Origin of the sequence: Brucella pseudogrignonensis, assembly GCF_002252525.1 — a bacterium.
Classification (GTDB): Bacteria; Pseudomonadota; Alphaproteobacteria; order Rhizobiales; family Rhizobiaceae; genus Brucella; species Brucella pseudogrignonensis.
Genome location: NZ_NNRM01000039.1, coordinates 1 through 21,086, shown reverse-complemented (window position 1 = coordinate 21,086; position 21,086 = coordinate 1). Strand labels below are relative to the sequence as shown.

Below are 21,086 nucleotides of genomic sequence, written 5' to 3'. Positions count from 1 at the left end.
TAGCATTGAGCACTCCCGCAGGAGACCAATAATGCCAGTCGATAATTTTCTGGACACCGCTTTCCCCCGTCAAATCTCTCGCCGGTCCGTGTTGCGCGGAACGGTTGCCCTTGCAGCGCTCGGTGCCATAGCCGCTATCGCTGGTCCACTGCCTGCGGCTGCCGCTGATGCGACGCAGCAGGACTTCATGCAGCTTTCGACGTTTCTGACCGGTCACCATCTCGGTCCGGTGCTGGGCAGCCGCTATTTCGCGGCCTTGCAGAAAAGGAATCCCGATCTCGTCGCGCAAATGAATGCGCTCGGTTCGGTCATCAAGAAGAGCAATGTTGCCAATATGGATGCATTTCTTGAACTGCCTTCCATTGATCCGAGGCTGATGGAAACCGCAACCAAGATTGTGTCGGCCTGGTATCTCGGCGTGGTCGGTGAGCCAGAAGATGCAGAGCTTATCGCATATGGAGAAGCGCTGATGTACCGCCCGACGCGCGGCATTCTGGCGATCCCGACCTATGGACCTGGCCCAGACGCCTGGGGTCCGAAACCTGACACCAAGATATGACAGGAAGAGAATAATGGCAAACGACGCATATGATGCGGATCTGATCGTCATCGGTTCAGGCGTAATGGGTGGGATCATTGCCAGCAGCCTTGCAAAAGCTGGCAAGAAAGTGATCGTGCTGGAAGCGGGCCCGCGCGTCGATCGTCGCGATATTGTCGAGACTTTTCGCAATGCTCCAGTAAAGCTTTCGCTGGCCAATGCGAAGTTGCAGGGCGCAGGCTCGCCGTTTCCGAGCCTGCCACACGCACCATCCACCTATGGTGATTATCTCCAGCAGGTTGGCCCGGTTAAGTATAACACCTCATATTTGCGCGTCGTGGGCGGTACGACATGGCATTTCGGCTCGTCGCTCTGGCGCATGATCCCGAACGACTTCCACCTGAAGTCGCTTTATGGCCATGGTCGCGATTGGCCGGTGAGCTATGATGAACTCGAGCCATTTTACGCCCGCGCTGAAACAGAGCTGGGTGTCAGTGGTGTCGATGGCCAGGATGAAAGCGGGCAGGGTGGCAGCGCCTATCCACCGCGTTCGATTCCGTATCCGATGCGTGGCCTCAGGCCGAGTTACATGTTCAATCAGCTTTCCGAAAAGCTTTCAAAAGGCGGCTTTAACCCGATCCTTGAGCCGAATGGCCGCGCAACACGCCCTTATGGCCAGCGTCCGGCCTGTGGCGGTAACAACAATTGCAACCCGGTCTGCCCGATTGCCGCGAAATATGACGGCTCAATGCATATCGACGAAGCGGAACGTCATGGGGCGATCATTCAGGACAATTCAGTTGTCTGTAAGATTGATGCAGATGATAGCGGCAAGCTTACCGCGATCTGGTATAAACGCCCGGATGGTTCGGAGCATAAGCTCACCGCACGTTATTTCGTCATGGCTGCTTACGGCATTGAATCGCCAAAGATCATGCTTCTTTCAAAGTCTGATCGTTTTCCGAACGGTATTGCCAATTCTTCCGATCAGGTTGGTCGTAACCTGATGGATCATACCGGCATCAGCATGAATGTGATGGCGAAAGAAGATTTCTGGCCGGGCGAAGGCCCAACCCAGCTTCTTGTTTATCTCAATCAGCGTGATGGCGCATTCCGCAAGGATTACCCAAGCTACAAGATCAAGGTTCGTAATACTGTTCCGACGGGTCAGACGACCGCGAGCCTTTTGAAAAAGGGGGTTCTCGGCTCGAAGCTTGATGCCGAAATTCGGCGCCAGTCGGCACGATCACTTAATTGGGCCGTAGATTTTGAAACGCTGCCTCTGGCTGAAAACCGTGTCCTCCCAAGCACGAACAAGGTCGATGCGCTCGGTATTCCGGTTCCGTCGATCTATTACAGCGTGACTGACTACTGGAATGCAGGCCGCGACCGCGCGTTGCAGGATTTCGATCAGATTGCCAGACTGCTTGATGGTGAAATCCTGAGCACCGATGTCAAATGGCAGAACCGCCAGCACATCATGGGAACGACGATCATGGGCGATGATCCGAAGAATTCGGTCGTTGATCGCAATTGCCGCACCCATGACCATCGCAATATGTTCATTGCGGGTACCAGTGTCATGCCTTCATCGTCTTGCGTAAACCCAACGCTGACAGGTGCGGCGCTCAGCGTGCGCATTGCGGATACGCTGATCAAGGAAATCTAGACTTTCATGAAAGCCAGTCCACAATGCTCCAACATTGTGGGCTAACCATATAACGCTATTTTGTCGGAACGTGGCTCATAAACTCGCTGAGCTTCTCTGCGTAAAGCTCCGCCACATTGCTGGTTGTCGCATGACCCCGTGTCTTACTGCTCGCAGGAATTATAAGGTAGCTGCCATGTGGCATCCGATCAACGGCGGCTTGCAGAAGGCCGAGCTCTTCCGGATTGCGCTCATCATCAGCTGCGTTGATCGCAAACAGATATGCGGTGATTTTCTCAAGATCCTTTGATGGATCGAAATCCCCTGAAGCGCTCCACTGATAGAGTGTGTCATTTGCGTCCACGATTTTTGCCTCGGACAGCTTTGCGTCCACAAGGGTGTTGGCCTCCGCATTTGTGGGGGCTGCTTGCCAGAGACGTGTATTTCCGCCATTCGTTGCAAGATCATACCAAACAGAAGCGATGCGGAGATTTTCCGGCTGCCTTTGGTCATTGCCGCTTTGCCAGGCTGGATCTTTGGTGATCGCATCAATCAGCATCCTGCGCATCATCCAGTTACGTCCGGCCATCGGCGCAGGTAGCGACGCCATGGGAACCAGTGCATCCGCAAAATCCGGATAGCGGATACCCCAGTTCCAGACATGCATCCCGCCCATTGAATGGCCCAGAATGAGACGCAGGTGATCAATCCCAAGCCCTTCCTTGACCAGTCGATATTGCGCTTCAACCATGTCGTCATAATTGTAATGCGGAAATTTCATGCGCAACCCATCGGAAGGCTTTTGCGAGCCTCCCGCACCGATAGAGTCTGGCAATATCAGAAAGTATTTTTGGGCATCAAGTGGTTGTCCAGGACCAAAAAGCGCCTCTGCAAATCCCTTGTTCAGCATTTTCCTGGCTGATCCATTGGTCCCATGCAAAATCAATACAGGTTTGCCATCAGGGTTGCCAATGGTCAGATAGTGCGTTTTCAGATCCATGGTGCTGCCATCATGGAACCGAAAATTTGTGATCGTGTAAGCGTGTTCTTCCGGCTTTGGATAGTTGTCAGCCATGACGTGATTTGACGCTTGAAAAATTATCAAAAGAATTGCTGTGAGCAGCACGGCCTTCCGTTTTACATAACGCATCATGTGCAGTCCCTCCTCCATTAAACTGTAAAATTGTGTTCTCCAACTCTCCCTGTATGAAACAGGCTCCCATGAGTGTTCGAGAACGCCAAACGAAAAATGGCGGGGTGAAACCCCGCCATGCAACCTTATTCCGCAAGTTCTCGCATGACCTTGATCAGGTCTGATTTTCCTTCAAAGCCGATGCCTGGAAGGTCAGGCATGACGATGTGGCCGTCTTCGACTTTCACCCCATCCGGGAAACCGCCATAAGGCTGGAAGAGGTCTGGATAGCTCTCATTGCCGCCCAGCCCGAGTCCAGCTGCAATGTTCAGCGACATCTGATGGCCACCATGAGGGATGCAGCGCGAAGGAGACCAGCCCAGCTGGTCGAGCACGTCAAGCGTCCGAAGATATTCGACAAGGCCATAAGAGAGTGCGCAATCAAATTGTAGCCAGTCGCGATCCGGGCGCATACCACCGTACCGGATCAGGTTCCGCGCATCCTGATGGGAGAACAGGTTTTCGCCAGTTGCCATCGCACCGGGATAGAATTCGGAGAGTGCGGCCTGAAGCTGGTAATCGAGTGGATCGCCAACTTCTTCGTACCAGAACAGCGGATAATCACGCAGCATCTTTGCATAGGCTATGCCGGTTTCAAGATCGAAACGACCATTGGCATCAACAGCCAGCCGGGCTTCTGATCCGATTTCTTCGAGAACAGCTTCGATACGGCGCTTGTCTTCGTCAATGGACGCGCCGCCAATTTTCATTTTGACGACATTATAGCCACGGTCGAGATAGCTGCGCATTTCCTTGCGCAGAGCGGAATCGTCTTTGCCCGGATAGTAATATCCGCCAGCCGCATAAACGAACACGCGCGGGTTAGCCTCAACACCCTTGGTTTCTGCGAGCAGGCGAAAAAGGGGCTTTCCAGCAATTTTTGCAACCGCATCCCAAACAGCCATGTCGATTGTACCGACTGCAACCGAGCGTTCGCCATGGCCGCCTGGCTTTTCATTGGCCATCATAGCCCCCCAGATCTTGTGTGGGTCGAGATTATCACCGGCTTCGTTGACCAGGCTTTCAGGGTCTGCCTGCAGAATACGATCCCGGAACCGTTCACGAATGAGCCCGCCCTGTCCGTAGCGACCATTTGAGTTAAAACCATAACCCACGACCCGGCGGCCATCACGGACGACATCAGTAACGACTGCCACGAGGCTCGCCGTCATTTTGCTGAAGTCGATATACGCGTTACGGATCGGCGAAGAGATCGGTTTGGTCACTTCACGGACTTCGATGATGCGCATGATATCTATCTCCTATTCTGCTGAATTCTTTATGCTAAGCGTGCTGATGAGTGGCTTCCGGCAGTGCCTGAGCGGTTATTTTCCGTGGCGTCTGGCCTTTCTGTTCGGCGATGACCTGGCGTACGGTATCCATGTCGAGTTCACCTTCCCATTTGGCGACTGCAATCGTTGCAACGCCATTTCCGATCAGGTTCACGACAGCGCGTGCTTCGTTCATGAAACGATCAACACCAAGAAGCAGGACCAGCCCGGCTACAGGTACGGTGTGGAAGGTGGAAAGGGTTGCGGCGAGCGTGACAAAGCCTGCACCGGCCACGCCTGCTGATCCTTTGGAAGTGAGCAACAGGACGCCGAGAATACCTAACTGCCCCCAGAGGCTAAGATCGGTATTGGTGGCCTGCGCGATAAAGATTGCAGCCATTGTCAGATAGATACAGGTGCCATCAGCATTGAAAGCGTAGCCAGTTGGCAGCACCAGTCCGACGACTGGCTTGCTGACGCCAAGACGTTCAAGCTTGGTCATCATGCGTGGCAGGACCGCCTCTGTTGAGCAGGTCGCCAATGTGATGAAAATCTCATCCTTGAAATATCGGAAGAACTGAAGAAGTGGAAAGCCCGTCCAGCGCGCGACGGTGCCTAGGACGAGAACCACGAAAAGAATCGATGTCAGATAGACCGCGAGCATCAGGTGGCCGAGAGACCAGATTGTTCCGATACCGTGCTTGCCAATCGTGTAGGCAACGCCAGCGCCAGCGCCCAATGGCGCCAGCTTCATAACCATTCCAACGATACGGAAAAGTGCCTGCAGCGACACGTCGATCACATCGACAAAAGGCTTCGCGCGCTCGCCGATCTGTACCAGGGCAATACCGAACAGAAGTGCGATCAGAATGACTTGCAACATTGCGCCGGAAGCGAAAGCGCCGACAATGGTTTGCGGAATGATATCCAAAAAGAAATCAATGACGCCGCCATGTTCGGCTGCACTCTTCTGATAGCCTGCAATCGATGATGCATCGATCTGACTGGCATCAATATTCATACCCGCTCCCGGCTGCATCAGATTGACGACAATCAGGCCAAGCACCAGAGCAATGGTCGATGCGATCTCGAAATAGATGAGCGCAACAGTTCCAATGCGCCCCACTTCGTGAACATTGCCCATTTTTGCGATACCAAGGACCACCGTTCCGAAAATAATCGGGGCGAGCAGCATCTTGATGAGTTTGATGAAACCAGTCGCAAATGGTTGCAAAGAGGTGGCTGTGTCAGGCCAGAAGAAGCCTATGAGGCAGCCGATAACAATGCCGATCAAAACCTGAATGTAGAGTTGACTGAACAGTCCTCTCATTATTTCCTCCCAAGAATGGAGAGCTACTGCCTTCATCCTCCCGGCAGCACACCTCTCATGTGAGGAAATTCATAACCTTGGATAACTGAGAATGACCAATGCCAACTATCGTATGATCAATGCACATTCTGCATACATGAAGTGGCAAGATCTGACTTTTTGGATAAGCCAGATCAAGAGTTCTCCGAATTATTGGCGATTTCTCCCGACCGACTTTGTGTCATCGATGCTGAATGGCGGAAGCGATACTGGCATAAATTCCGATAATGCGGGAAATCCAGGATGGGGCGCCGACGAATGTGGGAGCGCAGTGTTTCTGTCGTTGCATAGACCGCTGCGACCCTCATTTGATATCATTCTTCATTACTGGTCCGTGACTCCTACGAAATGTGGCCATTCTGAAACCTTAAATAGTTAAAATCTTTAGGTCAGCACAACTCGTGCGTCAGAACTTATAGGCTATAAAGGGATAGGAGATTTAAAACTATGAATTCAAAGAAGCGAAATCTAAACGTGCTCGCTCGGCGGGCGCTCGACCAGCAATTGAAGCCTCTGCGAACAATGGAGTCGTTGATCCGCCCGGAAGGGGAGATGAGGGCTATTCATGAATCTATCGGTTGACGACAGGGCAGTTCTGGAAGCCACTGAACGTTGCACAGCCACGCATTACAGCTCTGGAGTGGAGCCCACGGAGGCACTAAGTCGTAACGCTCATGAGCCCTGCGGCAATCAGCCGAGTTATTGGATAGCGTTCTCATCTATGCTGTCGTAGCCGAGGCTAATCTGGGTGATGTGTTGAAATCCCACACTCGTCTGGTGCCGCGTGGGCCGCGCTTTGTTCGCATCTCGGCCAGGTTTTCATACAGCTTCAGCGCGTATTCTTCCTTGTTACCGTAAACGTCGGCTCGATTGTACCTGCGTTCAAATACTTTGTGATCGTGTTGCGCGACAGCCCGGTGCGTCGGCTGATCTCACGGATCGACTGCTTCTCTCGCAGCGCCGTCCGACGGATGATGTTTAACAGTCCCATGTGGATCACTCCCTTGCCCCCGTTGCTCACCGCGTTTGGGGGAAGGTTCACATGGCTCAGTTCTTAATGGAAATTATCTGCCTAACCGGCTCAGTTCTGCGTGGAAACCAACACCTCTATATTAGCGCCAGCGATTTAGCTTTGAGTGTCCGATTTGCCCTGATTTTGTGGCCACAACGAGATGCTTCGGATTCTTGCCACGATGCGCGCCAGGACGCTGTCTGTCAGTTGATCTGGCAGCTTATGAGCAAGTCCGCTTATTGTTGATTGGGCAGTTTTCTCCCCGAGCGCCAGAAGCTGTTCTAGTTCAGCAATCAGCTTCGACTGATCGAATTTACAGCGATCCGCAGTCTGTATGAAATGGCGCGGGGTGATGTCACTGATCTTGTAGTGGTTGTTGTCACCCACCGACATTGCCAGCTTGAATTTCTTGGTGCTGACCTGATTTGAATCAATGCTCGGCTGCGCGGTGAGGATGTCATAGAGCGGTGTCAGCGTGTATCGCATTCCCGGCGTTAGAAAGACGCTGAAATTTTTCGCGTGGCCATCGGTGGCACCGAGTAACCAGAAGATGAGCTGCGCCTTCAAATAGGCAAGCTGATCATCTTGTGGTTTGTCGCTTCCCTTGAGCAGTTGCATGATGGCCTGATTATCAGGACCGCCATCAGCTTGGTATTTGAGGTTAGGCGGTACTGATAGCGCCTGGCACATATCTTCTTGTGGACGGCGTAGTAGACGGCCATCGCGCGTCCAGATGCGGTCGAAGCGTTCCACAGCAAGAGCCTTAGTGCCCGCAAAATCGACTATTTCAACATTGGCGACATCAAGCCCAAATGCCTTGCAAAGCTTCATGCAGAGATATTCGTTCTCGACGCTGTTGCTGAGATCGATACCGTTCGGAATCTGCCCAATCTGCGGTTTGATGATATGCGTCGTTGGCGTTGTTCCGAGCGGAACTTGCCACTTGCCCTCATGATAGAGCAGTGCGGTCTTTTCCTGGGCTCCGGCTATGGAAATGCGGAAATCGTCATTCTCATCCATGCCGAGGGGGGATGATTTGAGGTCGGCAATCTTTTCGGCGATTTCTTTATCGCTGATGGGGCGACCTTCGATCGTGCCAGTCTTTCCTACGTCGGCATTGTCTGGCAGGAACTGGAGGGCACCGACACAGTCAGCGCCAATCTTGCTCAGCAGGCTGTAAGCATCTGTGCCGCTCGCCTGCACCTTTGCCGCCACTCTGTCCCGTATTGCCTTGTTGTCTGGCAGAAGGTTCTCGAGCACGGCGAGTACCGGCGCACCAATATAGCGGTCTTCTCGCAAAGGGAGCGATAGCGACACCGGTATAGCATTGTCCCATTCAAGCCACTCCTGCGCATACTGAAAATCAATCGCGCCGCTGGAAGCGCGTGCAAGCATGCCGACGTCTCTTCCGTTGAGCAGTACCCGCAGAGGTGGATTTCTCTTGGTACGTGCCATCTAGAAGAGATCCTCAATGTCATGCGCAGACGTTGACCGTTCCTGTATGACCAGCTCCAGATTCAGGGCAGCGAGAACGTCGGTCAGCGTGTTGAGTTGGACGCCACCTTCGCCGTTCTCCAGCTGCGAAATCGTAGCCTGCCGGAGTTTGGTTTTTTCTCCGAGCTGGGTTTGCGTGAGCCCCTTCAATTTGCGCTGCCTTCTTATCGCAGCCCCGATGTGGGGTGGTGTTCGGACAATGTTATTCATGCGACCTCTCTGAGCATGAATATACGCGAAAGCGTATTTATTGTCAATATACGCTACGCCGTATATAGCGGCCTTATACGCTATTGCGCATAAAACGATTTTATGCGTTTAAGCGTATAAACGAATTGGTGTGTATATTTTAATCGTATTTTTAGCTTGGCTTGGGCGCTGACGTCTGGCGGAGACGCATAACCGGGTTCTTATGCACGAAATTTTCAGTTGGCACGTAGAAAGGCTTAAGCTTCAAGCGCTGCCGGAAGGTGCGTTTCGATACACAGAACTGTTGTTTGATAGAGAGTGCTTTTGCAGCCGAAATGATGCCTTGTTGTTTGTGGATCATGTGAATGAGTTCGACAAGATTTCTTGTCGAACTCTTGTTGCAAAAGGGTAGGGCGGTTTAGCCTTCAGGCTTCGGAAAACTCGAGAATTGTCCCGCTTGCGTCGACAGGTGCGATGATTATTCCGTTGCTTGTTGTCGTATAGGTAATGTTGTTCCCATCGAGCGCTGCACGCGTTTTGGAAAGTGCTGTGACCTGAACGCGTAGTGATGCAAATGCTCCTTGTGGCGTTGAATTCACAACAGCTTTTCCGTAAATGCTCTCGGCCGCTTCGCGGTCATAAACAATGATCGCAGCAGAGCGCGGGCCGGTATAAACCTGCCAGTGCCCATCCTCCTGGTTTGCAGTGCCAGCGGAAAATAGGCGAGCGAAGCCCTCAGCTGTTGCTTCAGGCTGGTCCGAGATTGCAATGATTGCTGCAAGCCCATTCGCGCCATTCGCATGTTTTATCAATTCCGGCAGCCAGACCGTTTCGTGCGTTTTGTGCTGGCACATGAAGACCATGCCCTGGGGCACTTCGCTATCAGCGAAAGAAACCGTTTCGAACGCGGCGACACCCTCACCGCCGCCTGGCAGTTCGACAGGGCGTGAAAACGCTCCTACGTCTCCTGTCTTCAGGCCCAGTTCAGTCAGTTCCTTCTTTGCGTCACTCGCACTGGCTATACGACAGGCAATCGCGTGCAGACCTTCGCCTTGTGCTGCAAGTTTTTCGCGCTGATGTAGATTTCCGTCGGTTTCAGAAACGATGCCAAGAAGCTCAAAATAATCATCCGGGAACATGATCGTATAATTCCCGGTACCCTTTTCTTTGCTGTGCAGGCCGCGTGGACTAAGAGTAAAGCCAAAACGGCGATATTGCTCGGCACTTTTCTCCAGATCGTTGACAAGAAGAAAGACGTGGTCAACTCCGTTGACGGGATGCGACATGCGATATTCCTTTGTTATGCTTGGATGAAGACCTTATCGGGAAACCCAAGGCTGGTCTTGCTCGGACTAGAGTGTGCTGGTGACAGGCGAGGATGGTGGCGTAAGGGACGTGGCCTTGTCACAGTTGCGGGGAAACGGATAACAGACAAGCTCGATTGCAGAAAATCGACACTTATTAACGCAGAAATTGCGGTATATTTTACCAAATTGAAGATGAATAATAGTTTATATTGACAAAGATAATAGAGATTCTAGCATAAGAATGCTTGCAGGCAATATTATAGCAAGAAAAGAGCTTTGCTGAACAATTTCAGGGGCTTGAACAATAATGGGACGTGGGGGAAAAGAGGCTGGAAAAGCCCTCCTCAAAGTTCTTCAGGGGAACACAGAATGCATATCAGAAAAGCCGGCCTTGGCCTGTTTCTCGTTGCCTTTTCGCTTGCAACGGCATCCTCCCATGCCGAAGATGTGAAGCGTGGCGGCACGGTCATTGTCCATATGAACACTGAACAGGGTGTTCTCAATCCAGCGCTTCGTGCCTCTACGGGGGTTTATCAGATCACGGGTCGTATTATGGAGCCGTTGATTGACCGGACCTATGAGGGTTACGTGCCCGTATTGGCCACGAGCTGGTCGTCTTCAGAAGATGGTAAGGCCATCACGTTCAAGCTGCGCGAGAATGTGCGTTGGCATGATGGTCAGCCGTTCACCTGCGAGGACGTTTCCTTCAGCGCGATGAATCTTTGGAAAAAACTGCTCAACTATTCAACGACGCTTCAGGCCAATCTGGAATCCGTCGATTGCACCGATCCTCACACGGCAGTTTTCAACTATTCAAAGCCGATGCCGCTGGAACTGCTGGTTGCAGCAATGCCAGATCTCGGCCATCCGGTGCCCAAGCATCTTTATGAAGGCACGGATATTCTCAAGAATAAATATAATTCTGCACCTGTCGGAACGGGCCCATTCAAGTTCGTAGAATATGAGCGCGGCCAGCATATCATTGCACAACGCAATGATGATTACTGGCGCGGCAAGGAATACCCTTATCTCGATCGTGTTGTATGGCGTTTCATGCCCGATAAGGCAGCCGCTGCGGCAGCGCTTGAAGCAGGCGAGATGATGGAAACTGGCTTTAACGGCATTTCCATGTCGGATACTGAGCGTCTTCAGAAAGATGGCCGTTTCGACACTGGAACGAAGGGCTTTGAAAACAACGTTGCCCATTCGACCGTTGAATTCAATCTGCGCAATCCGATCCTCGCCAATCTGAAAGTGCGTCAGGCCATTTATCACGCCCTCGATATTGATTTTGCGATCAGGACCATCATGCGCGGCTATGCCAAGCCAGGTCGAGGCCCAATTCCAAGCTCAGGTGGCGCAAATTACACTGACGATGTTCAGACCTATGCGTACGACGTCGAAAAGGCAAAACAGCTGCTTGATGAAGCTGGCTTTCCGGCAGGTCCTGATGGCATCCGCTTCAAGCTCCGTCACCGTCCTGCGCCATGGGGCGAATATACGCAGCTCTGGGCCGAATATTATGCGCAAGCCATGAAGGAAGTTGGCATCGACGTGGAAATCCTGACGAATGATGCGCCGGGCTTCCTCAATGGTGTTTATCGTGACCATGATTTCGATACAGCAAGTGGCTGGCACCAGTTCCGTTCGGATCCGGCCGTCTCCACCACCGTCTGGCTGCGCTCAGGCGCGCCTGTCGGTACGGCATGGTCGAACCAGTTCGATTACAAATCGGATGAAATGGATCAGCTGATCGATCAGGCCGCTTCCGAGCTGGATCCGGCAAAGCGTGCTGACCTTTATCATCAGATTCAGAAGCTGGAGATGAAGGACCTTCCCGTTATCTTCGCAATCGAACATCCGTTTGTTGGTGTGACCAGCAAGGTGTTGAAGAACCATCACAATACACCGCGCTGGGATTCTTCAAGCTGGTACGATCTCTGGATCGATCAATAGTCTTAATCAGGCTGTTGCCGGTTTCCGGCAACAGCTTTTTTCTTCCCGACAGCAGAAACTGCGTCTGAATATCTGCAGGATAATTCTCAATGCCCCTGCCTCCAATCCTGACTTTTGCGCTGCGCCGTATCTTGCAGGCGATACCGGTCATTCTCCTCATCATGATTGGCTCGTTTCTCCTTATCAAACTTGCCCCCGGTGACACGGTTGACGCATTGGTGGGTGATATGGGAGGGGCTGACCCGCAATTTGTTGCAAGTCTGCGTGCCGACTATGGTCTTGACCAGTCTGTATGGGTTCAACTTTGGATTTACATGACAAAGCTGGCCCAGTTCGACTTCGGCTGGTCCTATGTTTATGAACTGCCGGTACGAGATGTTTTAATATCCCGTCTGGTGCCGACGCTGCTGCTGATGGTTTCGTCGCTTTCGATAGCCTTTATTTTTGGCATAGCACTCGGCGCCTTCGCGGCAAGACGTGCGTACTCGTTTACAGATAATGCCATCTCGACGCTCGGCCTGATCTGTTACGCAATGCCGAGCTTTTTCCTCAGCCTTATTCTGATGTTTGTATTCTCGGTGAAGCTTGGCTGGCTTCCAGTTGGTGGTTACAAAACCATCGCTGGTTTTTACACGGGCTGGAAGAATGTCTGGGATATAACCGTGCATCTCGTCATGCCGACAACGGCACTGTCGCTGATTTACGTTGCTTTCTATATGCGGCTGATGCGCACCAGTGTCCTCGAAGTCGAAAGCCTCGATTATGTTCGTACCGCTCGCGCCAAAGGTGCGAGCAACGCACGAGTGATGTTTCATCACATCATGCGCAACGCCTTTCTGCCGGTCGTAACGCTGCTCGGACTTCAATTCTCGACTGTGCTTGGTGGTTCAGTGGTGATCGAAACGATTTTCTCGCTGCCCGGCCTTGGCCAGTTGGCTTACACTTCTGTGATAAAGCGCGATCTCAACACGTTGATGGGGATCATCTTCCTATGCTCAGTGCTCGTGGTGATCGTGAATTTCATCACCGATCTTATCTATGCGCGGCTTGATTCCAGGATCGAACTGTCATGACGTCTCAAGACCTTACTCTTCCTCGCCCCCAAGCCTCGCGTGCCCGCATTTTGTGGCAGCGTTTTAGTCGTAACCGTGCTGCTGTGTTGGGGCTTGTTCTGTTTATTGCAGTGGTGATGATCGCAATTTTAGCCGGGGTCATCACGCCCGGCGATCCTCTGCGTCGCGTGGGCGATCCGCTTACATGGCCATTCGTTAATGCCGCAACGCCGCTGGGAACCGATCAGCTTGGGCGCGATATTATGGCGGGCATATTTCACGGCGCACGCATTTCGTTGCTGATTGGCGTTGTTGCTACCATGATTTCGATTGTCATCGGCGTCATTATTGGCGCAGTTGCCGGTTATTATGGCGGCTGGGTTGATGACGCACTCATGCGGGTGACTGAAGCGTTCCAGACCGTGCCTAGCTTTGTGCTTCTGCTGACACTGGTGGCAATTTTCGGATCATCGATCGAAAATATCATCATTTGCATCGGCATTGTTTCGTGGACCGCGCCTGCGCGAATGGTTCGTGCGGAATTCATGGCTCTGCGCAATCGTGAGTTTGTCGATGCAGCTCGTAATCTCGGTGTCGGTAATCTGTCGATCATCTTCCGCGAAATCCTTCCCAATGCCTTGCCGCCGGTCGTCGTCTTTGCGTCGGTGGTCATGGCAACTTCCATTCTCATGGAAAGTGCACTGGCATTTCTCAGCCTCGGCGATCCCAATTACGCGAGCTGGGGCAATATGATCGGTCAGGGTCGCGCAGTGCTGCGAACCGACTGGTTCTGCTCGGTTGTTCCTGGCATTGCCATCCTGCTCACCGTGCTTTCTTTCAGCCTGCTTGGCGAAGGGCTTAATGACGCGCTCAACCCAAGGCAGAAGAAGAAATGACTGCGGCTCCTGTTCTAGAAATTCAGAACCTGCAAATCGCTTTGCCTGAGGGCGCGGATCGTCCCTTCGCATTGCAGGATCTGACGTTGACCATCAGTCCGGGCGAAATCCTCTGCCTTGTTGGGGAAAGCGGCTCGGGTAAATCCCTGTCGGCAGGCGCGATCATGCGGCTTTTGCCAGAGCCACATGTGCGGGTCACCCATGGCTCAATCAGGCTCGAAGGCACGGAGCTTTATTCGCTGACCGAAGGCGCCATGAAAAAGCTGCGCGGCGACCGCATCGGCATGATTTTTCAAGAGCCAATGACTGCACTCAACCCACAAAAGACCGTGGGATGGCAGATTGATGAGGTGCTACGTCTACATACGAAGCTCAGCCGCAAGGAGCGTCGTGTGGCTGTGCTCGACATGTTGGGTGAAGTCAAAATTCCTGATCCGATGTCAGCATATAGTGCCTATCCGCATCAGATTTCCGGTGGTCAGCGCCAGCGTGTCATGATCGCCATGGCGCTTATCCTGAAACCGCGCCTCATCATTGCCGATGAACCGACAACTGCCCTCGATGTCACCACACAAGCGCAAATTCTGAAGCTGATCCGGGATCTTCAACGCGAACACAATACCGGCATTTTATTCATCACCCACGACTTTGGCGTGGTGGCGGAAATAGCGGATCGTGTTGCAGTGCTTCGTCTTGGTCAGCTGGTCGAAGAGGGACCTGCCCAGGAAGTCCTCAACAACCCGCAGCATCCCTACACTCAGGCGCTAATCGCATCGGTTCCAGCGCTGACGCCACCAGAGGTGAAGCAATCAGTCAATAGCCAGCCTGTCATTCTGAAAGCCAGCGACCTGCGCAAGACTTTCAAGGCGCAAGGTGGTTTGTTCAGCGGCAAGCGCAGCGCTGTGCCTGCCGTCAAAGACTTGTCGTTTGAACTGAGGCAGGGTGAGACGCTGGGCGTGGTTGGCGAAAGCGGATCGGGGAAAACCACAGTTTCGCGGATCGTGACACGACTTCTTGCAGCTGACAGCGGCAAAGTCGATGTGAATGGCCGTGATTTTCTGAGCGTAAGCGCACGTGAAGTTCGCGCCATGCGCAAAGATATTCAAATGGTCTTTCAGGATCCGATGGCGTCACTCAACCCCCGCCGCCGCGTCGTTGACCTGATTGCACAGGGACCAATTGTCCATGGTATGCCAAAAAAGCAGGCGCATGCGAAGGCGCGTGAACTGCTCGAACTGGTCGAGCTTTCGCCTGCCGCCGCTGATCGCTTTCCGCATGAGTTTTCGGGCGGTCAGCGTCAGCGCATCGGCATTGCGCGTGCACTGGCACTTGAGCCGCGCATTATCGTGGCAGATGAACCGGTTTCCGCACTTGATGTCTCGGTTCAAGCACAGGTTCTGCGCTTGCTGGCTGATCTGCGTGAAAGGCTGAACCTTTCATTGTTGTTTGTAACGCATGATCTGCGTGTTGCCGCCCAGCTCTGCGACCGCATCATAGTTATGTCGAAGGGCGAAATCGCTGAAGCCGGGCCAACTGCTGAAGTCTTCGCCAATCCGCAGCATGAATATACGCAGCGCCTGCTTGCCTCTATTCCTGGCAAGAATTGGACGCCTCCTCGCTCCAACAGCGCAGAATGAAAGCGCCAGACATTATGGAAAATATCCAGTTCCCGCCATCTATCTGGGCTGCAACAGCCCCGGCCCGTAAGCCCGCATTTCCCCTAAGCAGCGATACTGAGGCAGATGTCGTTATCGTGGGCGGTGGTTTCACCGGCCTTTCGGCAGCACTAGACCTTGCCAGGCGTGGCAAGCGTGTGCTTTTGCTTGAAGGCAAAGCAGTGGGCTGGGGAGCGTCCGGGCGCAACAATGGTCAGGTTATTCCGACCATGACCGCTGCTGAACCTGATGCAATCGCCAAACGTTACGGAACGTCGGGTGAACGTTTTGCAAAGCTGATCGGTAACAGTGCGGATATTCTGTTTTGCATCGTGCGTGAGGAAAACATTGAGGCAGAAGCAGAGCAAACCGGCTGGTTCCAGTCTGCGCACTCACCAGGACGGGTCCAGCTTTCAAAAGCGCGTGTTGAAGCGTGGAAACGTTTTGGTTTTCCGGCTGAATATCTCGATAGCGCGGCGACCGCCAAGCTTCTAGGCAGCGATTTCTGGTATGGCGGCATGTTCAATCCGACTGGTGGCCATATCAATCCGCTGGCCCTTGCCCGTGGATTGGCAGCCGCCGCTGAACGCCATGGCGCAGTTATTCATGAACAAAGCCCTGTTACTTCCTATGAGCGCAAGGGCGATCATTGGGAAGTGCGTACCGATAATGCAACGGTCCGTGCAAAAGGTTTTCTGCTTGCGACCAACACCTATACGGGCGAGTTGCGCGAAAAGCTTGCGCCACGTCTGGCGCGCACTATCGTACCTGTTCTCTCATGGCAGATGGCGACAACGCCGGTCAGCGACAACCTCCGCGCGACGATCCTTCCCGGTCGCCAGGCGGTCTCCGACACGCGTGGGGATCTGCGCTTTTTCCGTTATGACGCACGCAATCGTCTGATTACCGGCGGTGTGGTGATGGGCGATTACAATGTTGCAGAACGTGTGAAGCATAAGGCTGCACGCAATCTTGCAGAGGCTTTCCCGGCGCTTGGCGAGCCAGAAATGACCCACGTCTGGAGCGGCTATATCGGTATGACGTGGGACCGCTTTCCGCGTGTTCACCAACTCGGCACGGATGGCTGGGCATGGATCGGCTGCAATGGCCGGGGTGTGGCACTCGGCACAGCACTTGGACGCGAGATAGCACGCGCACTGGATGGCGAGCCGGTTCAGGAACTTGCATTGCCAGTTTCGGAGCCGGAACCGCTACCTTTCCATAAAATTGCAAGGAAGATCGCACCGTTCTATCTCGCATGGTTGCGCCGCAAAGATCTCAAAGAGCCCAATCTCTGAGCTGACTATTCAACATTCATGTGAAAGGTAGATCCATGAATCAAATGCCAATTCTTGAACGTCGCCGTATCGAGGCACTCGTTCTGAAAAATGTCTATGAGGTTCTTCGCGAGCGTTCGGGCGAGGAAGAAGCTCAGGCAGCAATCGGCGAAGCTGTGACCCGTTCAGCAATCGAACAAGGGAAAAACTTCGCCGAAGAACTTGGCCGGACGCCTGATCTTCAGGACTTTGCCGATATTCTCCCACTCTGGACCAAAGATAATGCGCTGGAAATTGAAGTGTTGTCTCAGGGGAAGGATCATTTCGATTTCAATGTGAAACGTTGCCGCTATTCGGAAATGTATCGCGCTATGGGATTAGGTGAGATTGGCCACCTGCTGTCCTGCAATCGTGATGGCGATTTCTGCATCGGCTATAATCCAGAAATGAAGCTGGAGCGCACACAGACCATCATGAAGGGCGCAAGCCATTGCGATTTCCGTTATAGCCTTGATACCAACCAACAGGGAGCCTGATATGCCGGTTGAAAACTGGACCTCGAACGAGCTTGACGATCTGATTGCCTTCCGCCGTGATCTGCATGAAAATCCGGAACTGCTTTATGATGTAAATCGGACTGCGGAAAAAGTGGCAGACGCATTGCGTGCGGCTGGCCTTGACGAAGTGGTAACCGGTATTGGCCGCACAGGTGTCGTCGGTGTCATTCGTGGACAGACCAACAAATCTGGTCGCGCTGTCGCTCTGCGTGCTGATATGGATGCGCTGCCGATTTTTGAAGAGACCGGTGCGGAATGGTCATCGAAGGTTCCGGGGAAAATGCACGCCTGCGGCCATGATGGTCACACCACCATGCTTCTGGGCGCAGCACGCGAACTGGCTCAAAGCCGCGCCTTTGATGGCACCGTCATTGTCATTTTCCAGCCTGCCGAAGAAGGTGGCGCGGGTGCAAAAGCCATGATCGATGACGGTCTTTTCAAACGCTGGCCCGTTAATGAAGTTTACGGCATGCACAACCGTCCCAATCTTGAAGTTGGCAACTTCACGATTAACTCAGGCCCAATCATGGGATCGGTGGATGTGATCGACATCGTAATCGACGGTGTGGGCGGTCACGCCGCATCGCCGCATCATACGATTGATCCAATTCCAGTGACGGCTGCGCTTATTCAGGCCATTCAAACGCTGACTGCCCGAACAATCGATCCGTTGGATTCTGCTGTTATCTCGATCACCACCATACATGGCGGTGATGCTTTCAACGTTATTCCGCAGTCGATCAAGCTAACCGGAACTGTGCGCACCTTGCGTGAAGAAGTACGGGATCATGTCGAAGAGCGTCTAACTCGTGCTGTGCAGGGTATAGCGGATGCTTTTGGGGCAAAGGCCACACTCGATTATCAGCGTAATTATCCTGTGACGGTCAACCACGAGCATGAAACTGAGCTGGCAGCTCTTGCAGCTGAAGCCGTAGCAGGTGCAGAACGCGTGACGCGTGACATGCCGGCAACTCTTGGTGGTGAAGACTTTGCATTCATGCTCAATGAAGTGCCGGGCGCGATGATCAACATTGGTAATGGCCCCAGTGCCAATCTGCATCATCCCAAGTATGACTTTAATGATGACGTTATAGCTTGGGGCTCTTCTTACTGGACGACACTGGTACGCCAGCGTTTACCAGCCTGATGGTTTCTATTTCGCGGTTCTCCACTTTCAGAGTGCTTTGGCGATTGGACTTCCCCTTCAAAAGTGGAGGGCTTCTGTCAGACAAGTCTGACAGAAGCCTTAGAATTGAAGCAGCGAGAATTTACAGGAGAATTCAAACGCGAAGCCGTTCGGATTTTAACGACGAGTGGTCGAGGCATTTCATCGGTTGCCGAGGACCTTGGCATTGGCAAATTAACACTTGACCGCTGGCGTCGTAATTTTGCTGAGTAAGATTTACTCTCCGCTCCGCATGAAGGCATGAGCCAGGAGCTTGCCCGGCTTCGTAAAGAAAACGAGCTTCTACGACAGGAACGAGATTTATTAGAAAAGCGACAGCTCATTTCGAAAGACGACGGGCGGTAGCATGTCTTAAATCAGCGGCGCTCAAGTCGTGAAGCTCACCTGGTCCGCGTTTGCGTTGTCAGATCGAGACGCCATCTTCACTTTCATTGAGGCGGAGAATCCCTCATCTGCAATCATGGTCGACGATCGGATAGTCGCGGCTGCTCGTAGCGCAATTGATTTTCCGGCGAGTGGTTGGGTTAGCAGAATTGCCGGGACGCGGGAACTGGTTATAAACGGTACCCCATAAGTCGTGGCTTACGCTATAACACAATCGGCCGTTCGTATCCTCCGCCGACTTCATGGCGCACGGGAATGGCCTGACATGATCCCAACCAGCTGCGCTTCCAACTTTATTTCTGGGGTCAACGGCGCGCCAATTCGCTTCTCTCCAAGATCAATGGGCGATACTGCCGTTGAGGAGGGGCAATCGTCAAAAATCTGGACGGGCAATCAAAGCACTGATGATATTTGGGTGCCAAATTCCTTATTCGCACGAGTAATACTTCCAAGCAATTAATACCGGGCCATCTCGGCCTGGAAGTTTGTTACGCGATGAATCCGCTGGGCATTTGACGATGAACAGCCCTGTTCACGGGCCATGCGCCGCAGAAGGTTGTGATGGGATGGACGCCCCTCCGACGGCCTTAATGTGGCAGAATGGAAGCGTTGAGCACCATTGTGGAGGATGCGTCCATGAAAGAGATTACTAGGGTTGGTTTAAACAGCATGTCCACACATTATCTTGACATGATTTCGAACAGAGGGGCTGTTTTATCGGACAGCCTATTCGGACTAAGTGAGCCTATACCGTGCACCTCTGGCTATGTCCGCGTCTCAACAACCGGCCAAATCACGGAAAAACAGATCCAGGAAATCGAAGCCGCCGGCTTTCAAGTCGAGCCGCGCCGGGTCGTCACTGAAAGATTTCCGGCAGCACCGCCATCGCGCAACGTCGCGGCTCTTCCCGGTTGTTGGATACGCTGGAGTCCGGAGACATCCTCATCGTCACCAAGCTCGACCGCCCTGGTTGTGATGCTATCGATGTAAGCAGTACCGTCAAAGCCCTCGCGGAAATGGACGTGAAGGTCTAATGCCTCGCACTCGGCGGGGCCGACCACCATTTTGCGGGTTCACGGTCCGTTCGACCTTAGCGTACTGTTTTGCGATGCTCTTGTTCCGACCGTTCAAGACAGTTTCAGCGTCCGGTACTGTGGAAAATTTCGTTTTCCGTTAAGAAATCCACTATCTACGCGTAAGTCAATTTCAGCGTGGATAAGTCACTGAAATCACGGGTTTACCCACACAGGGTCTGGCGGCTCCGACCAGGCGAAGCGCCGGCATTATACAGAAGTCGCCCAGGGATCGATGACCTCCAGTCCCGCGGCTCGAAACGGGCTGGTATCGCGGGTCGCCACAATAAAGCCATGGGCCGCAGCAGTAGCCGCGATGTAGCCGTCAGCGTTGGCGATAGCCTTACCAGACGTCCGCGCTTGTGCCATCAGATCGGCGTAGTGCTTGGTCGTGGCCAGGTCGAAGGCCAGGACGCGGCCAGCGAAGGCCGGCAAAACCTCGTGCTCCAGTCGTTGCTGATAAATCGTGCGGCGCTTCCCCTCTGGCATCGCCGCAAGGCCATAGCGCAACTCGGCGACAGTGATGGCAGATAGGTAAAGCGTTTCAATGGCCTGTGCATCGAACCACGTCAGCGCGTCGGGGTGTGGCTCGACTTTCCACATCTCGGAAATCACGTTGGTGTCGATGACAATCATTCAAACCTCATCGGTTCGGCCGGCGTCTTGTCGCGCACACTGTCAAATACGGCGTGCTCTTCATCCGTCAGGCCGCCGGCCTCGCGGGCGATGGACGCCAGCAAGGAACCCAGCTTGACGCGCTGAGGCGGTCGAGCGGCGGTTTCGAGAATTTCGCGGATTTCCGCCTCGGTGCTACGGCCGTGGTGGGCGGCGCGTACACGAAGCGCCCGATGCACAGCATCGGGTAGATTTCTAACGGTCACATTCGCCATTTGATGGCACTCCTGCATTATGATATCGCGGAGATCAGAATATACAAAGTGATATCAAAGCGCAAGCTTGAAACGCTTAAGTTGACCTGTGAGGTCAGGCTGAAGCGCGACTTTTGCCGTTTGAGTTTACGCAAAACGAT

The 21,086-nt window shown here is 53.2% G+C and carries 17 protein-coding genes and 4 pseudogenes; 12 read left to right on the top strand and 9 right to left on the bottom strand.

Features of this window, described 5'->3' with window-relative positions; translation table 11 throughout:
- The first annotated feature begins 31 nt into the window (after positions 1-31).
- Both CEV34_RS16250 and CEV34_RS16245 read left to right on the top strand, forming a co-directional pair.
- Positions 32-559 carry a sugar dehydrogenase complex small subunit gene (locus CEV34_RS16250; protein ID WP_094544014.1) on the top strand — a complete coding sequence of 176 codons (528 nt, stop codon included), beginning with the start codon at positions 32-34 and terminating at the stop codon, positions 557-559.
- 13 nt (positions 560-572) lie between these two features.
- Positions 573-2,207: a GMC family oxidoreductase gene (locus CEV34_RS16245; RefSeq protein WP_094544013.1), complete on the top strand. Its 1,635-nt coding sequence runs from the start codon at positions 573-575 to the stop codon at positions 2,205-2,207.
- 55 nt (positions 2,208-2,262) lie between these two features.
- On the opposite strand, the gene CEV34_RS16240 is transcribed toward CEV34_RS16245, so the two are convergent.
- The 7 genes and pseudogenes from CEV34_RS16240 to CEV34_RS16205 all read right to left on the bottom strand — a co-directional run bounded on the left by CEV34_RS16240 (position 2,263) and on the right by CEV34_RS16205 (position 9,999).
- Complete coding sequence (locus CEV34_RS16240; protein ID WP_235819091.1) at positions 2,263-3,339, bottom strand: alpha/beta fold hydrolase; 1,077 nt, start codon at positions 3,337-3,339, stop codon at positions 2,263-2,265.
- A 125-nt stretch (positions 3,340-3,464) separates the two neighbouring features.
- The gene (locus tag CEV34_RS16235; RefSeq protein WP_007881009.1) at positions 3,465-4,628 is read right to left on the bottom strand and encodes a mandelate racemase/muconate lactonizing enzyme family protein; all 1,164 of its coding nucleotides are present in this window, start codon (positions 4,626-4,628) and stop codon (positions 3,465-3,467) included.
- 34 nt (positions 4,629-4,662) lie between these two features.
- Positions 4,663-5,979, bottom strand: a complete 1,317-nt coding sequence (gene dctA / locus CEV34_RS16230) for a C4-dicarboxylate transporter DctA (RefSeq protein WP_007881008.1) — start codon at positions 5,977-5,979, stop codon at positions 4,663-4,665.
- Positions 5,980-6,874: 895 nt separating this feature from the next.
- Positions 6,875-7,018: pseudogene (locus tag CEV34_RS16225) on the bottom strand (winged helix-turn-helix transcriptional regulator); the annotation flags it as partial.
- 126 nt (positions 7,019-7,144) lie between these two features.
- Positions 7,145-8,485: a type II toxin-antitoxin system HipA family toxin gene (locus CEV34_RS16220; RefSeq protein ID WP_094544010.1), complete on the bottom strand. Its 1,341-nt coding sequence runs from the start codon at positions 8,483-8,485 to the stop codon at positions 7,145-7,147.
- Entirely contained in the window at positions 8,486-8,734 is a 249-nt protein-coding gene (locus tag CEV34_RS16215; protein ID WP_007881004.1) for a helix-turn-helix domain-containing protein, read from the bottom strand. It abuts the gene before it with no gap.
- Between the two features lie 404 nt (positions 8,735-9,138).
- Positions 9,139-9,999 carry a VOC family protein gene (locus tag CEV34_RS16205; RefSeq protein ID WP_064323169.1) on the bottom strand — a complete coding sequence of 287 codons (861 nt, stop codon included), beginning with the start codon at positions 9,997-9,999 and terminating at the stop codon, positions 9,139-9,141.
- A 390-nt stretch (positions 10,000-10,389) separates the two neighbouring features.
- On the opposite strand from CEV34_RS16205, the gene CEV34_RS16200 reads away from it, so the two are divergent.
- The 10 genes and pseudogenes from CEV34_RS16200 to CEV34_RS16155 form a co-directional block, all read left to right on the top strand.
- Positions 10,390-11,976, top strand: coding sequence for an ABC transporter substrate-binding protein (locus CEV34_RS16200; protein WP_007881001.1), 1,587 nt, complete (start codon positions 10,390-10,392; stop codon positions 11,974-11,976).
- An 89-nt stretch (positions 11,977-12,065) separates the two neighbouring features.
- A complete protein-coding gene (locus CEV34_RS16195) occupies positions 12,066-13,049 on the top strand; it encodes an ABC transporter permease (protein WP_007881000.1) in 984 nt (327 codons plus the stop codon).
- Positions 13,046-13,924: an ABC transporter permease gene (locus CEV34_RS16190; RefSeq protein ID WP_007880996.1), complete on the top strand. Its 879-nt coding sequence runs from the start codon at positions 13,046-13,048 to the stop codon at positions 13,922-13,924. Before CEV34_RS16195 ends, CEV34_RS16190 begins: the two co-directional genes overlap by 4 nt.
- Positions 13,921-15,561, top strand: coding sequence for an ABC transporter ATP-binding protein (locus CEV34_RS16185; protein WP_064323170.1), 1,641 nt, complete (start codon positions 13,921-13,923; stop codon positions 15,559-15,561). Before CEV34_RS16190 ends, CEV34_RS16185 begins: the two co-directional genes overlap by 4 nt.
- Positions 15,562-15,575: 14 nt before the next feature.
- A complete protein-coding gene (locus CEV34_RS16180; RefSeq protein ID WP_094544177.1) occupies positions 15,576-16,877 on the top strand; it encodes an NAD(P)/FAD-dependent oxidoreductase in 1,302 nt (433 codons plus the stop codon).
- 35 nt (positions 16,878-16,912) lie between these two features.
- On the top strand, positions 16,913-17,392 hold the full coding sequence (locus CEV34_RS16175) for an L-2-amino-thiazoline-4-carboxylic acid hydrolase (protein WP_064323171.1): 480 nt from the start codon (positions 16,913-16,915) through the stop codon (positions 17,390-17,392).
- A 1-nt stretch (position 17,393) separates the two neighbouring features.
- Complete coding sequence (locus CEV34_RS16170) at positions 17,394-18,560, top strand: M20 aminoacylase family protein (RefSeq protein WP_064323172.1); 1,167 nt, start codon at positions 17,394-17,396, stop codon at positions 18,558-18,560.
- 87 nt (positions 18,561-18,647) lie between these two features.
- Positions 18,648-18,911 (top strand): annotated as a pseudogene (locus tag CEV34_RS16165) (transposase); the annotation flags it as partial.
- 61 nt (positions 18,912-18,972) lie between these two features.
- Positions 18,973-19,260, top strand: a pseudogene (locus CEV34_RS27370) (type II toxin-antitoxin system RelE/ParE family toxin); the annotation flags it as partial.
- Between the two features lie 470 nt (positions 19,261-19,730).
- A pseudogene (locus tag CEV34_RS16155) lies at positions 19,731-20,014 on the top strand (recombinase family protein); the annotation flags it as partial.
- A 252-nt stretch (positions 20,015-20,266) separates the two neighbouring features.
- Here the strand turns inward: CEV34_RS16155 and CEV34_RS16150 are convergent.
- Positions 20,267-20,692, bottom strand: a complete 426-nt coding sequence (locus tag CEV34_RS16150) for a type II toxin-antitoxin system VapC family toxin (protein WP_064323174.1) — start codon at positions 20,690-20,692, stop codon at positions 20,267-20,269.
- On the bottom strand, positions 20,689-20,946 hold the full coding sequence (locus tag CEV34_RS16145; RefSeq protein WP_007880986.1) for a FitA-like ribbon-helix-helix domain-containing protein: 258 nt from the start codon (positions 20,944-20,946) through the stop codon (positions 20,689-20,691). The genes CEV34_RS16150 and CEV34_RS16145 overlap by 4 nt, the downstream gene beginning before the upstream one ends.
- Positions 20,947-21,086: the final 140 nt, after the last annotated feature.